Annotated in this window: 10 protein-coding genes and 1 pseudogene; 5 read left to right on the top strand and 6 right to left on the bottom strand. The window is 68.7% G+C overall.

Going from position 1 to position 14,312, the window contains the following annotated elements; translation table 11 throughout:
* The first annotated feature begins 2 nt into the window (after positions 1–2).
* Positions 3–1,163, top strand: coding sequence for an MFS transporter (locus KME78_RS37110; protein WP_219534107.1), 1,161 nt, complete (start codon positions 3–5; stop codon positions 1,161–1,163).
* Between the two features lie 64 nt (positions 1,164–1,227).
* Here KME78_RS37110 and KME78_RS37105 read toward each other — a convergent pair.
* From KME78_RS37105 to pdxR, 4 genes and pseudogenes are all read right to left on the bottom strand, one after another.
* A pseudogene (locus KME78_RS37105) lies at positions 1,228–1,473 on the bottom strand (Cgl0159 family (beta/alpha)8-fold protein); the annotation flags it as partial.
* Between the two features lie 8 nt (positions 1,474–1,481).
* On the bottom strand, positions 1,482–2,312 hold the full coding sequence (locus KME78_RS37100; protein ID WP_246652712.1) for a TIM barrel protein: 831 nt from the start codon (positions 2,310–2,312) through the stop codon (positions 1,482–1,484).
* Complete coding sequence (locus tag KME78_RS37095; protein WP_219534106.1) at positions 2,309–3,247, bottom strand: Gfo/Idh/MocA family protein; 939 nt, start codon at positions 3,245–3,247, stop codon at positions 2,309–2,311. The genes KME78_RS37100 and KME78_RS37095 overlap by 4 nt, the downstream gene beginning before the upstream one ends.
* Positions 3,248–3,295: 48 nt before the next feature.
* Positions 3,296–4,687, bottom strand: a complete 1,392-nt coding sequence (pdxR, locus tag KME78_RS37090) for a MocR-like pyridoxine biosynthesis transcription factor PdxR (RefSeq protein ID WP_219534105.1) — start codon at positions 4,685–4,687, stop codon at positions 3,296–3,298.
* Between the two features lie 68 nt (positions 4,688–4,755).
* Here pdxR and KME78_RS37085 point away from each other — a divergent pair, with 68 nt between their 5' ends.
* Together KME78_RS37085 and KME78_RS37080 are read left to right on the top strand one after the other, a co-directional pair.
* Positions 4,756–5,619, top strand: a complete 864-nt coding sequence (locus KME78_RS37085; RefSeq protein ID WP_219534104.1) for a DMT family transporter — start codon at positions 4,756–4,758, stop codon at positions 5,617–5,619.
* A gap of 164 nt (positions 5,620–5,783) precedes the next feature.
* Positions 5,784–7,457, top strand: a complete 1,674-nt coding sequence (locus tag KME78_RS37080) for a fumarate hydratase (protein ID WP_219534103.1) — start codon at positions 5,784–5,786, stop codon at positions 7,455–7,457.
* 981 nt (positions 7,458–8,438) lie between these two features.
* On the opposite strand, the gene KME78_RS37075 is transcribed toward KME78_RS37080, so the two are convergent.
* A complete protein-coding gene (locus KME78_RS37075) occupies positions 8,439–10,082 on the bottom strand; it encodes a recombinase family protein (RefSeq protein ID WP_219534102.1) in 1,644 nt (547 codons plus the stop codon).
* 192 nt (positions 10,083–10,274) lie between these two features.
* On the bottom strand, positions 10,275–10,463 hold the full coding sequence (locus tag KME78_RS37070) for a DUF5999 family protein (RefSeq protein WP_214639679.1): 189 nt from the start codon (positions 10,461–10,463) through the stop codon (positions 10,275–10,277).
* Between the two features lie 789 nt (positions 10,464–11,252).
* On the opposite strand from KME78_RS37070, the gene KME78_RS37065 reads away from it, so the two are divergent.
* The gene (locus KME78_RS37065; RefSeq protein WP_219534101.1) at positions 11,253–12,362 is read left to right on the top strand and encodes a serine/threonine-protein kinase; all 1,110 of its coding nucleotides are present in this window, start codon (positions 11,253–11,255) and stop codon (positions 12,360–12,362) included.
* 35 nt (positions 12,363–12,397) lie between these two features.
* Positions 12,398–14,257: a serine/threonine-protein kinase gene (locus KME78_RS37060; protein WP_219534100.1), complete on the top strand. Its 1,860-nt coding sequence runs from the start codon at positions 12,398–12,400 to the stop codon at positions 14,255–14,257.
* Positions 14,258–14,312 lie beyond the last annotated feature (55 nt).

The following is a 14,312-nucleotide window of genomic DNA, read 5'->3' as shown; positions in this document are numbered from 1 at the left end:
CCGTGCCGACTCCTCGTGATCGCCAGGCCCGCATAGCCACGTTCGTCGTGTACGCGGTGCAGGGCCTCTCGTTCATCACGCTGCTCGCCCAGGTCGCGAACCTGCAGACCAAACACCGGCTCGACGAGGGCGCCCTGACGATCCTGCTGCTCATCGTGCCGGTCTTCGCCGGCCTGGGCAGCGTGGCGGCCGGCTCGTTCGCCGCGCGCAGGGGCAGCAAGCCGCTGCTCCGCGTCGCGCAGCCGGTCGTGGCCCTCGCCGTGGTGCTCGTCGCGCTCGCGCCGAGCGTGCCGCTGCTGGTGCCCGCGCTGCTGCTGTTCGGCCTCGGGGTCGGCGCGGTCGACGCGGGCATCAACATGCAGGGCGTGGCGGTCGAGCGCAAGTACGGCCGGGCCGTACTGAACGGCTTCCACTGCATGTGGAGCGTGTTCAGCACCGCCGGGGCGCTCTGGGCGTCGGCCGCGGCCGACCTGCCGCTGGTGGTCACGATGACGATCCCAATGGTCGTGGCGGTGGCGGGCTCCGTGTACGCCGGGCCGCTCCTGTGCACGATCGAGGAGGAGAAGGTCGAGGAGGCCACCGTGACGGCCACCGGTGGGTTCCCGTGGAAGCCGATCATCCCGCTCTGCCTGGCGATGGCGTTCCTGTACGTCGGGGACGCCTCGGTCTCCAACTTCAGCACCGTCTACATGCAGCAGGTCCTCGCCGCGAGCCCCGGCGTCATCCCGCTGGCCTACGCCGCCTACCAGGCCACCACGCTGCTGATCAGGCTCGGCGGCGACGTCGCCGTCAGGAAGTACGGGCCGGCGGCGATCGTCAGGATCGGCGGCGCGATCGCCACCCTCGGCTTCCTGGGCATCGTCCTGGCGCCCAACCAGCCGCTGGCCATCCTGGCGTTCGGACTGACCGGGGTGGGGCTGTCGGTGGTCGCGCCGCAGTCGTTCTCGGCGGCGGGACGGCTCGACCCGGCGGGGACCGGGGTGGCCATCGCGCGGGTCAACCTGTTCAACTACGTCGGCTTCATCGTGGGCGCGGCACTGGTCGGCGGTATCGCCAGCGCCAGCGACATGCAGGTGGCGTTCGCCGCGCCGCTGGTGCTGTCCGCCGTGATCATCGCACTGGCCAGGGGGTTCGAACCACGGCGGGTCAAGGAAGCCGCCTGACCGCAGCGGGCCGCAGTGGCCGCGCGGGCACGGCGGGCCGGGAAAGCCGCGCGGGCACGGCGGGTCAGGGTTCCAGCATGGCCACGGCGGTGTCCACGGCTGTGGCCACGTCGTCGTCGGGCGGGTAGAGCAGGGACCGCCCGGCCACCAGCCCGCGCACGCCCGGCAGCCGCAACGCCTTGCGCCAGGCCGCGTAGGCCAGGTCCGGGGTGTCGCCGGGATCGCCGCCGAGCAGCAGCGTGGGCAGGGTGGTGGCCTGCATGACCCGCTCCATGTCCTCGACGACCGGGATCTTCAGCCAGGTGTGGGCACCGGTAGTCAGCCAACCCCCAGCACCCCGTCCAGGTACGCCAGGCTCCGCCGTACGTCGTGGACCGGCTCGTCCCCCGAACCGGACAGGACCACGTCCTGTTCCATGACGTACCAGCCCTGGTAGCCGTTCCTGTTGAGGCCCGAGACGATGCCCGCGATGTCCACGTCGCCCTGCCCGAGCGGCCGGTAGACGCCCTCGCGCACGGCCTGCGTGTACGTGAGCTCACCGCGGGCGACCCGCCCGGCGAGTGCCGCGTCGACGTCCTTGAGGTGGACGTGCGCGATGCGGCCGGGTTCGGCCGCGGCCAGGGCGGCCGGGTCGGTGCCACCGATGAGCAGGTGACCGGTGTCGAGGCAGAGTGGGATCGAACTGCCGCCGAGCACCCGGCCGACCTCCTCGCGGGTCTCGATCATGGTGCCGACGTGCGGGTGCAGGCAGGCTCCAGGGCCGTACGCCGCGGCGATCCGGTCGAGGTTGGCCAGCAGCGTCGCCCAGCCCTTCTCGTCGAGCACCGGCCGGGTGTCGTAGCCGTCGGCGCCGGTGGCCGCGGCCAGCACGAGCATGCCCGGCGGGTCGGGGGGCAGCTCGGGGAGCGGGTCGTGGCCCGGGTCGTGCAGCACCACGGGCACGAACCCGCCGGCGACGCGCAGGCCGTACTCCTCGATGAGGGCGGGCGTCAGGAAGCCGTCCGGGCCCAGCTCGGTCGCGGTGAGGCCAAGCTCGCGCATCTCGGCGAGCACTCGCTCGGGCGGGAGCTGGAAGCCCCAGCCGGGCACCTCGCACACGCCCCACGAAATGGGCGCTCCTGCCAGGTTCATCGCGTCACCCACGCTCATCGCTTTACCTCCGCGACCTCGACGGGGCGGTGTTCGCGGCGGGAGAGCTCGGCGGCCTCGGCGATGTACAGGGCGGCCAGGGCGTCCTCGATGGAGCACGAGCTCACGTCGCTACGCAGGAAGCCGTCGATCTCGGCGACATAGGCGTCGGCGAAGCGGGTGACGAAGTCCGGCCACGGCTCCCCGGGCGGCTGCAGGCCCTCCGAACTGCGCAGCGGGGCGCGCGGGTCGAGGCCGACGGCCTGTGTGCCCTTCGTCCCGGCCAGCTCCATGCGCACGTCGTAGCCGGCGCCGTTGTAGCGGGAACCCTGCAGGGTGGCCAGCGTGCCGTCGTCGAGGGTGAGCAGCGCCGCGCTGGTGTCGACGTCGCCCGCCTCCCCGAAGAAGGCGGCGCCCCGGTTCGCGCCGGTCGCGTAGACGGACACCACCTCGCGCCCGGTCACCCAGCGCAGGATGTCGAAGTCGTGGATGTGGCAGTCGCGGTAGATGCCGCCGGACAGCGGGATGTACTCGGCGGGCGGCGGCGCCGGATCGGCGGTGATGAGGTGCACGCGGTGCAACTCCCCCAGCTCACCGGCGCGCAGCGCGCGCGCCGCGTCTGCGTAACCGGCGTCGAACCTGCGCTGGAAGCCGATCTGCACCCGGTTGCCCCGGCTGGCTTCGAGCACCTCCAGCGTCTCCTTGACGTCCCCGGCCACGGGTTTCTCGCAGAACGCCGGGATGCCCAGCCCGCACGCCTTCAGCAGCAGCTCGGCGTGCGTGCTGGTCGGGGTGGCGATGACCACCGCGTCCGCCTCGAAGGGGTCTCCCGGCCTGCCGTACGGCGACTCGCGCACGGGATCCGTGACGATCAGCTCGTCCACCAGTGGATGTGCGGCCAGGGTGGCCGCGTGAAACGCGCCGATCCGGCCCAAGCCCAGCAGTCCCACGCGCATGGCACCTCCAATGTGGTGGGGATTTCTTTCTAAGCTAAACCTTGTCCATCAGTCAATATTTTGTCCTGACATTCTGACCTTTAAGCCTTGGATGACCTCCGCCGCCCGATGAGCGGGCAGGCGGGCGAAGCCCACCACGACCGCGGGCGGGCCCGGCGTGAGGCGCGTCGGGCCGACCGGGTCGGCGGCCAGGCCCAGCTCCCGCGCCGGTCCCACGAAGGCGTCCTCGTCCCAGCCCGGCGGCAGGTCCAGGTAGGCGTGCAGACCCGCCTCGATGCCCCGGACCCGCACCTCCGGCAGGTGCTCGGCCACCGCCTTGACCAGGGCGTCCCTGCGACGCCGGTACTCCCTGCGCATCCGGCGCAGGTGCTTGTCGTAGCCGCCGGTACGCAGGAAGTGGGCCAGCGCGTACTGGTCGATGACCGGGGAGCCCAGGTCGAGCTCGCCGCGCGCCTGCCGGATGGACTCGGCCAGGTCGGCCGGGGCCGCCACCCAGCCGAGCCGCAGTCCGGGGGCGAGCGCCTTGCTGACGCTGCCGCAGAGGATCACCCGGCCGGGGGCCAAGCCCTGAAGGCAGCCGACGGGATCGCGGTCGAAGCGGAACTCGGCGTCGTAGTCGTCCTCCAGGACCACACCGTCGCTCTCGGCGGCCCACTCCATGAGGGCGGCCCGCCGGGCCGGGGAGAGCACGACGCCGGTCGGGTACTGGTGAGCGGGAGTGACCAGGACCGCGTGCGCGCCACTGGCCCGCAGGGCCGACACGTCGACGCCCTGGTCGTCCACCGGGACCGGGACGAGCTCGGCGCCCGCCCGGCGCAGGAGGGGGACCTGGCGGTGGCTGTTCGGGTCCTCCATGGCCAGCCGCAGGCCGTCGACCCGCTTGGCGAGCACGTGCAGCGCCAGGCTGAGGCCCAGGGCCACGCCGCCGACGATCACCAGGTTGTCGGGGTGCACGTCCGCGGCCCGAACCCGCCTCAGGTAGCCGGCCAGCTCGTCACGCAGCTCCGGAACGCCGCCGGGATCGCCGTAGTCGAACGCGTCGGAGTGCATCGTGGTGAGCACATGGCGTACGGAGGTCAGCCAGCGCTCCCGAGGGAAGAATCCGAGGTCGGGCGAGGTTGGGCGGTGCCCGTAGTGCGGGCCGCACGCGGCGATCTCCGGGCGGACGGCGGCCGCCGCCACCGAGCTGCGGGACGGCGCGGGGGCCACCTGGGTGCCCGCGCCGACGCGGGAGATCAGGAAACCCTCGGCCACCAACTGCTCGTAGGCCTCGACCACGACACCGCGCGAGACCTGGAGGTCGGTGGCCAGGTCGCGGCTGGCCGGGAGCCGGGTGCCCGGCGTGAGGCGACCCCGCCGGATGGCCTCACGAAGCTCCGAAGCGACCTGCCCAGCTATGCCCCCCTGATCACGATTTATCAGGATGTGTAGGTCAGCCACATTGGTCCATCCTTTTAGTGGGACATTGGACTCCTTACCTGAGCCATTCTGTCCCTAGCCTCCCTTCCATGAGAAACGGAGTCGTCGGGGCGGCTACCGCCATGTTCCTCGTGGGGACGCTGGCGGGTGTGTCGGGCCTGATCCAGGACTATCCGATGTACGGCGGGCAGGCGGTGCGCTACCTGGCCGCGGCGGTGATCTGGCTGGTCGTGATCCGGGTGCTCGGGCTGCGGTTCGTCCGGCTGACCCGGCGCGAGACGCTGCTGCTCGTCGCGCTGACGCTGCTCGGGCTGGTGTTCTTCAACATGTGCGTGATCGAGTCGGCCCGCGCCGCGGGCCCCGGACTGGTCGGCACCGTGCTGGGCACCGTCCCACTCGCCCTGGCACTGCTCAGCGGCCGTCCGGCGCCCCGGCTGCTGGCCGGCGCGGTCGTCGTGGTCGCGGGCGCGACGCTGGCCACCGGACTGGGCAGCGGCAACCTGCCCGGCCTGCTGTGGAGCCTGGGGGCGCTCGTGGGCGAGGTCAGCTTCTCGATGCTGGCCATCCCGCTGCTGCCGAAGCTGGGGGCGATCCGGCTGTCGGCGTACTCGACGATGCTGGCGGTCCCTCTGCTGGCCACGATCGGCCTGGTCAAGGAGGGCACTGCCATGCTCCGGCCACCGACCCCGGCGCAGGCCATCGGCTTCGTCTACCTGGCGGTCGTGGTGACCGTCCTGGCCTTCTTCCTCTGGTACACCGCACTGCCCAAGCTCGGCCCCGGCCACGCGGGCCTGTTCGCCGGGCTCATCCCGGTGGGGGCGATCACCACCGGTCTGGCTTTGGGCATCGCCACCCCGACGGTCTTCGACCTGCTGGGCGCCTCATTGGTGATCGCGGGCATCCTGGTCGGGCTGACCACCACGAGGAAACGGGAACCGGTGCACGTCCTTTGAAACCACCCAGACGGCCGGCAATGCGCACGTCACGGCGGCCGGCCACCTCCACCGGAGGAGCGTGCCCCTGGACAGGGGCCAGGTTGGGCGGCGGGTGGGGCCCACCGGGCCGGCCGTAAAGACTGGTAGAAAAGATAGGCTCTGTGCGGCGAATGGGGAAGATCATGGGCGAGTTCGATTACAGCGAGTTGCTCCCGTTGGGCGCCGACGAGACCGAATACCGGCTGATCACGCCGGACGGCGTGCGGCGGGTCGAGGCGGCCGGACGCAGCTTCCTGGAGGTGGACCCCGAGGCGCTGCGGCTGCTCACCGAGACCGCGATCCACGACATCTCGCACTTCCTCCGCTCCTCCCACCTCGCCCAGCTGCGGAAGATCGTCGACGACCCAGAGTCCAGCGGAAACGACCGGTTCGTCGCACTCGACCTGCTCAAGAACGCCTCCATCTCGGCCGGCGGCGTGCTGCCCATGTGCCAGGACACCGGCACCGCCATCGTCATGGGCAAGCGGGGCCGCCACGTGCTCACCGACGGACGCGACGCCGAGCACGTCTCGCGCGGCGTCTACGACGCCTACACGCGCCTCAACCTGCGCTACTCGCAGATGGCGCCGCTGAGCATGTGGGAGGAGAAGAACACCGGCAGCAACCTGCCCGCCCAGATCGAGCTCTACGCCGAGGACCCCCACGGCCACGCGGACGAGTACAAACTGCTGTTCATGGCCAAGGGCGGCGGATCGGCCAACAAGTCGTTCCTGTACCAGGAGACCAAGGCCGTGCTGAACGAGAAGCGGATGCTGGCCTTCCTGGAGGAGAAGATCCGCTCGCTCGGCACCGCGGCCTGCCCCCCGTACCATCTGGCGATCGTGGTCGGCGGTACGTCGGCCGAGTACGCGCTGAAAACGGCCAAGTACGCCAGCGCCCGCTATCTCGACTCGATCCCCACCTCGGGCTCCCCCTCCGCGCACGGCTTCCGCGATCTGGAGCTGGAGGCCAAGGTCTTCGAGCTGACGCAGAAGCTCGGGATCGGCGCCCAGTTCGGCGGCAAGTACTTCTGCCACGACGTACGCGTCATCCGGCTGCCCCGGCACGGCGCCTCCTGCCCGGTGGCCATCGCCGTGTCCTGCTCGGCCGACCGGCAGGCGCTGGCCAAGATCACGCCGGAGGGCGTCTTCCTGGAGAAGCTGGAGACCGATCCGGCCCGCTTCCTGCCGGAGACCACCGACGAGCACCTCTCGGACGACGTCGTCAACATCGACCTCAACCGCCCCATGCCGGATGTCCTCGCCGAGCTGTCGAAATATCCGGTGAAGACGCGACTCTCGCTGACCGGCCCGCTCGTGGTCGCCCGCGACATCGCGCACGCGAAGATCGCCGAGCTGCTCGACGCGGGCGGCGAGATGCCGCAGTACCTGAAGGATCACGCGGTCTACTACGCGGGTCCGGCCAAGACGCCGGAGGGCTACGCGTCCGGCTCGTTCGGCCCCACGACCGCGGGGCGGATGGACTCCTATGTGGAGCGCTTCCAGGCCGCCGGCGGCTCGATGGTGATGCTGGCCAAGGGAAACCGGTCGAAGCAGGTGACCGACGCCTGCAAGGAGCACGGAGGCTTCTACCTGGGCTCCATCGGCGGCCCCGCGGCCAGGCTGGCTCAGGACTGCATCAAGAAGGTGGAGGTCCTGGAATATCCGGAGCTGGGAATGGAGGCGGTGTGGAAGATCGAGGTGGTCGACTTCCCCGCGTTCATCGTCGTTGACGACAAGGGCGACGACTTTTTTGATCAACGACAACTCGATGGCGGAGCAACGTTCGTAGGCATCCCCACACGTTCCCCCAGGTAGCACGGCCGCCTACCTAGCTCGACGCCCCAGACTGCCGCACTCGCCGGGAGTCTGGGGCTATCTTCACCGTGGGCCACTGCTGGCCGTACGGGGTGCGGGCAGATGTGTTTGTTCCTTACCTGCCGCCAGTGGTTCCGTTCGAGTGCAGCGCGGTCCTCAGATTCGAGGACTACGACATGCATCATGTTCTTGCCCGCGAACTGCTGGTTCGTCTGTCTGACGGGCAGTCGGCATCTGTGTAGCCGCAGTTCGCGCCAGCCGCCCACCTTCCTGCGGATGGACGTATCAGATCTTCACGGCTGAAGGCTCGCTACAGCGGTTGCTCCAGCCAATGCCGCATGTGCACGAGACCCGCGGCTTCGAAGAAGGCCAACGCGCGCTTGTTGAAGTCCCACACGTCGGCCAGAAGGCTGGTACAGCTTGTCTCCTTGCCAGCCACGCGGATTTACTCGACCAGGGCTGTTCCTACTCCAGTACGCGCCATGGTGGGGTCTACTGCGATGTGCTCCACGAAGACAAAGCTCCGGGGGACGCACAAGCGCGCCTCCTGGGCGCTTTTGAATGGTGGCCGTGACATAGCCGACGGGACGTTCCGGAGAATCCGCAATGAACGCAAGAGCGTTCTCGCACGCGAGGAAGGCGCTGAACAGGGACACCAGATCTTCAGCCGATGAGGGCGTGCGAAAGATGTCAGATCGCTCGTTGACGTGAGGGGCATGCACGAAGTCGTTCAGTTGCGCCACCGGATATCAGCCGTGGTTGGCGACGCTTCCATCAAGGATGTTGTACGGCCTCGTCAGAGACGACAGGTCCATCCGTGGCCTCGGCTCCGGGCTCAGGAGCCACCTCAGGCTTGGGCGTGAGGCTCTGGGACAGCATCGGTCTCGTCCCACTCGTCATACGACAGGAAGGCGGGAGCCTCCGTCACTGGAACGGCCTCCCCAGGAGTCACCCTTTCTTGGGGGCTATTTCGATTGAGAACTACAGGGCCAATGCCTCCTGTTTTATGGCGATACGAGACTTTGCCATCTCGGCAAGCCGCTCCAATGAAAGAGTGCTCCCGTCATCTTCAAGCGGAGTGTTGAAGTCGGCCCTGTAGTAGTCCAGATCATCCAGTTGAAGATTGTTTCCCTGGATAAATTCCTTCAGATCCAGGAACTCCACCACGACACTCTCTTTGGCCCACTCAACCAGGTCTCGGAATACTACGACGCGGATGTTGTGCTTCTTGAGGAAGGCTCGCTTCTGCTCGTCGTCTTTCTCTGCCCAAACCTCCGCATAGGTCCTGCCCGTGTTCACGTGCTTCGGAGCGCTGTCCAGGACTTCCACCTCCGCGCGAAGACGAGAGATCTTCGCCGAAAGGCTCTTGTGCATCTTCCAATACGACTCTTGCTGTCCTTCCTCGTCGTACCTACCGGCCATGTAGTCCGTCTCAAGTCGATCGAGCCGCTTCTTCACGGCCTCCAGCTCGGTACGGATCGGGCCGGAGTCCACCGATGACTTCTCGAGCATGGGGGCTTGTCCGAGGGCGCAGCCAACAGCGTCGTTCACGTACCGATCAAGACGCTCGCGCGTGCTTCGGGCCGGGAACCGGCACGTGCCGGTCTGGAGGTTGTTGCAGGCGTAGTAGAAGTACTCGGTTCCCTTGGCGGTGTTCTTCGACTTCTTGGCGGACGACATGTTGGCACCGCAGACGCCACAGGTGGCCACTCCTCCAAGCATCGAACGCGAGGGGGTGGACCTGACCGCCTTCCGCTCATCGGTGGTGAACCGAACGACCATCTGGTTCCACTCATCGGGAGTCATGATCGGGTTGGACGAGATCATGACCGGGTTGCCCTCATCGTCCTCAACCTGCTCACCCTTGTAGGTAAAGAACCCCGCAGCGGTGGGATTGGTGACGATGGCAACGATCGTGGCCGAAGCCCACTGGATTCCCCGAGACGGCTTCCCCGACTTGATGCGCAGATAGTCCCGCCATGTCGGCACCTTGCGCCTGTTGAGGTCCACGGCGATCCGGTAGGCCGACCAATCGGTCTTCACCCTGTCCACGATCTCTCTGAGGAGAGCCGCATACTCGGGATCTTGGGCCAGCTTCTTACCCTTGCCCGCCGCGCTGTCCGTGAACTGGTACCCGAACGGAAGCACTCCCCCGGTCCACACACCCATCTCTAGACGAGTCTGCGCGCTGGCCTGGATCCGGGCGCGGATCGTGTTCAGTTCCCCCTCCGCGAACGCCGCGATGATCTGAGCGAACATCTTCCCCATGGGGGTGGACATGTCGATGCCCTCAGTCACAGAGACGATCGTCTTGCCGCGCTTCTCGCACCACTCAACCAGCTCGGCGAAGTTCTTCGAGCGACGGGTCAGTCTGTCGATCTTGAGAACGGCGATCACATCGAACTCGCTCTCCCGCTCCGTGAGCCAGGGGCCGAGCTTCGGTCGCTTGAACGGGTCGAGACCACCGGACACGTCCAGGTCCTCAGCCCACCCGATCACGGTGCCGCTGACATGCGGGGCGTTGGCCCAGTGCTGGATCGCATCTCGCTGACGTTCGGGGGCCGTGCTGGCGTCCGTAGCGACACTGAGTCTGATCACGCCAAGCACGCGGGGGGCCTCGATCATGCATGTGATCGTAGAGGGGTTGCCGTTAGACAAACAAGTGCAACTTCTTCACCGATCGCACCCGGGCAGTCCTGCCGATAAGCCGCCGCTGACGGTCTCGCCAATCGGTCACCGCCAGAGGGTCTTGTCAATCGGTCGCCGAAGGGTCCCGGGTGGGCCGTTTCGAGCGGCTCGGCACCGGTCGGATGACGCTCAGGCGGCCACGAGACCGCGGTGGGGCGCGACGACGGAGCCGTCAGGAAGGAGCAACCCGGTGTCCTCGAACAGCACCACGCCATTGCACAGCAGGCTCCAGCCCTGGTCAGGGTGAGCCGAGATCACGTGGGAAGCCTCACGGTCGGGTGAGTCGGCGGTGGGACAGAGCGGGTAGTGACTGCACATCGTGCACCTCTCGGGTGACGCTCCAGGTGTGTGGGTTTCAAAAGGGCAGCTGTCGCCCCGACGGCGTGCGAAGGTCCAGCGCGGGCACGATCGGCCTCTTCGTCGGTCGGCGACGAACCTGACTGCGGCGCATCTTCATCACGTCCCTCAACGAACTCGTCATGGCTATTCGTTCCGGTAAAGCACCAGGGCCGTATGTTCCCAGTGTGACCGCCGCCACTGACAGTTTCGGCCGCCGGGTGGGTCCATGAGTTCCCCTTAACTCCACTGTGCCCCAGAGCCCTTACGACACCCTTACAAGTCGCTGACGGCTTCGTCAGACCCCTGTCGGCAATCCTGCCCGACACCTGCCGGACATGGTGCACATTCCTGGCGCCGGGCACCGTATCGGCAGGCCAGAGGCCCGAGAACGGTCCGCGCGGGCAGCGCTCTCGCCCCGGCATCGCCGATGAGATCTTGGCGCCGCGCCAGGCCGGTCCGTTCGCGGCACCGGCGGCACCCTGGACAGGCCGCCCGTAGCGCGCCGGGAGATGACCGACTCGGCACCGTCAAACGTCCCAGCGGGAGCAGACTGGTCATCGGGCCCCTTTGCCAGCATCATGGGAACACCACGCTTGGGAGCGCGTCTACTACCCGCGGTATCGCAATGTCTGTGGAGCCTGATCAACCGGACCGATGTAGCCGACAGGTTTGCTGACGTCACGAGTCAGACGAGTTGACTTAACTTCGCAACATTTTATCGGCCCCGCCTCTACTGGTCGGTTTACACAAATAGGTAAGCTGCCTGCCATGCGTGCGCCCTCCGGATACCTACTCGCCGCGCGCTACCGGCTTCTCGAACCGGTCGGTCGCGGCGGCATGGGTACCGTTTGGCGAGCGCACGACGAGCTGCTCGACCGCGACGTGGCGGTCAAGGAGGTCCGGCTGCCGGCCGTGCTCGACGAGGAACTGCGGGCCGAGCTGTGCGCCCGCACCGAGCGCGAGGGCAGGGCGACCGCGATGGTCGCGCACCCGTCGGTCATCACCGTGTTCGATGTGGTCACCGAGGACGACCGGCCGTGGATCGTCATGGAGCTGCTCCAGGCCAAGTCCCTTGAGCAGCTCATCCTCGAGGGCGGACCGCTCCATCCGCGCAAGGCCGCCGAGATCGGCCGGCAGATCCTCGGCGCGCTGCGGGCCGTACACGCCAAGGGGATCCTGCACCGCGACGTGAAGCCCAGCAACGTGCTGGTGATGGAGGACCGGGCGGTCCTGACCGACTTCGGGCTGGCCGCACTGGAAGGTGACGTTTCCATTACCCAGGCGGGCATCGTTCTGGGTTCCGCCGGATACATCGCTCCAGAGCGGGTGCTGGGATCGAAGGCCAGTCCGGCCGGCGATCTGTGGTCGCTCGGCGCGACCCTCTACACCGCCGTCGAGGGCAGGGGCCTGCATGGACGTCGTACGGCCGCCGCCGCGCTGGCCGCGCTGACCAGTGGCGAGCCGATCCCGATGACGAAGGCCGGGCCGCTGGCGCCGGTTCTCGACGCGCTGCTCCGCATCGACCCGCAGACCAGGCTCGACTCCGTACGCGCGTCGTTGATGCTGGCCAGGGTGGCGGCGGGCGGCTCCGCGGAGGAGCCGCTGGCCCCCAGCGGATCGGGACGGCCGACACCGGTGATCACCGCACCCTCTTTCGCGCGCAGGCCCGCGCACCGCGGGCTGCACCGGGCAGAGGCCACGGCGGCCGCCCTGGCAGTGCCGCCACCACGTCAAGAACGACGGCAGGGTGAAGGCGTCCATCGGAAGAGAGTCGAGCCTCGACCTACTCCGTCCGCTTATGCCCGTTTCAAAGCGACGGTGATAAAGTTGTGCCTTCCTCGACGGTTCTGGCCAAGAGAACTTCGCAAGCGAGGGTAAAGCACTTCCCAAGCGAGAATCGATATCTTCTTCTCATGCCGGAACAGCAGACACGCCTGCTCGCGGAGCGCTACGAGCTCATCGCACCCCTCGGTCGAGGGACCATGGGCACGGTGTGGCGCGCCCGTGATCGCGCGCTCGGGCGCGAGGTGGCGGTCAAGGAAATCCGCCAGGACCCGGGTCTCACCGAGGAACAACGGGCCGAGCTGCGCGAGCGCATGGTCCGCGAGGGGCGTATCGCCGCCCGGATCAACCACCCGTCCGTCGCCGCCATCCACGACGTGCTCATTCACGACAAGAGCCCGTGGATCATCATGGAGCTCATCGAGGCCCGCTCCCTGGAGCAGGTGATCGACGAAGAGGGCCCGCTGCCGCCCCGATTGGTGGCGGAGATCGGTGTCGACCTGCTCGGCGCGCTGCGCGCGGCGCATTCCCAGGGCATCACGCATCGCGACGTCAAGCCGGGCAACGTGCTCATCACCGAGAACGGCCGGGTGGTGCTGACCGACTTCGGCATCGCCAAGGCCGAGGGTGACTCCCGGCTCACCAAGACCGGCATGGTCATCGGCTCTCCCGGCTACACTGCGCCGGAGCGGGCCAGGGGCGAATACACCGGGCCCGAGTCCGACATCTGGTCGCTCGGGGCGACGCTGTACTTCGCGGTCGAGGGCCGTCCGGCCTACGAGCGGTCCACGATCGCGGAGACGCTCGCCGCGCTGCTGAGCGAGAACGCCGACCCACCCACCCAGGCCGGGTCGCTGCGGCCGGTGCTGACCGGGCTGCTGGACAAGGACCACAAGCGGCGCTTGACGGCGGCCAAGGCGGAGACGCTGCTCCGGATGGTCGCCGATACCCCCACGAGCGAAATGCAGGCGATCACGGCCGAGGCCCTGATCGCCCAGGAGGCCGGCGTGCCCGACTCGAACGACACGGCGCCCGCCGTACAGGCCCCCAAGGCGGCCGGCCCGTGGGGCGCTCCACCCGCCGCGCCCGGCTGGGGAGCGCAGGGCGGGCCGTCGGGGCCTGGTGCGCAGGCTCCGCACGCGGCGACCGGACCGGCAGCGGCCGGGGCGGGCGGTCCGGCCGGTCAAGGCGGGCAAGCTGGTCGAGGTGGGCAATCCGGTCAGGGCTGGCAAGCGGCTCAGGGCGGACAAGCCGTTCAGGGCGGGCAAGCTGCTCAGGGTGGGCAAGCGAGGGGCGGTCAGGGGCCGATGGGCGGGCCCCAGGGACAGGTAGGCGGGCCGCAGGGGCGTGGGACCGGGTCGCGGCCGAACGCGCCCGGCACGTCCCCTCAGGGCCCCGCGACAGGGCCACAGGCAGCGCGGGCAGGCGCGGCCCCCGACGCACGGACCGCCAGCCCGACGGGCGGAGTTCCGCCGCACGGACCCTTGGGCGCTCCGTCCGGCGCTCCGCAGGGCCCCGGTGGTCAGCAGGGACCGGGTGGTGCTGGGCGTGGCGTTCCGACCGGGCCTCGGCCCAGCGGCGCGTACGACCCCGAGCGGACCATCAGCGTGCAGCGGCCGAAGGCCCCCATGCCGCAGGACCCGTCACGACGTGGCTCCGACGAGGAGAGCACCGTCACCACCCGCATCCACCAGGCCCCTGGACAGCAGGTGTATCCGGTGCCCCCACCCCAGCAGAACCCCCAGCAAGGACCGCGAGGCCCGCAGATGGGACCGCGGCCAGGACCGCCAACGGGCCCGCAGCAGGCGCCACCCCCGATGGGGCAGGAGCGCCAGGCCGGGCAGGGGCTGGGCACGGATCTGTTCGCCATCGCGAAGGAGCCCGAACAGCGCCCCACCGGCAACCGCAACGGCATGCTGGTCCTGATGGCCGTGGCCGCGGCCGCCGCCGTGGTGATCGCCGTACTCATCGTGGCGCTCCTCTCAAGCTGACCGAGCTGGCTCAGGTCCGTCGGGATGCCCCTTTCGGGGTGATCCGACGGGCGTG

Origin of the sequence: Nonomuraea guangzhouensis (assembly GCF_019396345.1) — a bacterium.
GTDB lineage: Bacteria > Actinomycetota > Actinomycetes > Streptosporangiales > Streptosporangiaceae > Nonomuraea > Nonomuraea guangzhouensis.
The sequence above is the reverse complement of the archived record's forward strand: the minus strand, read 5'-3'. Positions and strand labels throughout refer to the sequence as shown.

What these genes read in the sequence shown, in the direction of transcription:
- KME78_RS37100 (WP_246652712.1), bottom strand. Translation starts at nt 2,312, where the DNA reads ATGAGCGTGGGTGACGCGATGAACCTGGCAGGAGCGCCCATTTCGTGG.
- KME78_RS37095 (WP_219534106.1), bottom strand. Translation starts at nt 3,247, where the DNA reads ATGCGCGTGGGACTGCTGGGCTTGGGCCGGATCGGCGCGTTTCACGCG.
- KME78_RS37085 (WP_219534104.1), top strand. Translation starts at nt 4,756, where the DNA reads ATGAGAAACGGAGTCGTCGGGGCGGCTACCGCCATGTTCCTCGTGGGG.
- KME78_RS37080 (WP_219534103.1), top strand. Translation starts at nt 5,784, where the DNA reads ATGGGCGAGTTCGATTACAGCGAGTTGCTCCCGTTGGGCGCCGACGAG.
- KME78_RS37075 (WP_219534102.1), bottom strand. Translation starts at nt 10,082, where the DNA reads ATGATCGAGGCCCCCCGCGTGCTTGGCGTGATCAGACTCAGTGTCGCT.
- KME78_RS37070 (WP_214639679.1), bottom strand. Translation starts at nt 10,463, where the DNA reads ATGTGCAGTCACTACCCGCTCTGTCCCACCGCCGACTCACCCGACCGT.
- KME78_RS37065 (WP_219534101.1), top strand. Translation starts at nt 11,253, where the DNA reads ATGCGTGCGCCCTCCGGATACCTACTCGCCGCGCGCTACCGGCTTCTC.
- KME78_RS37060 (WP_219534100.1), top strand. Translation starts at nt 12,398, where the DNA reads ATGCCGGAACAGCAGACACGCCTGCTCGCGGAGCGCTACGAGCTCATC.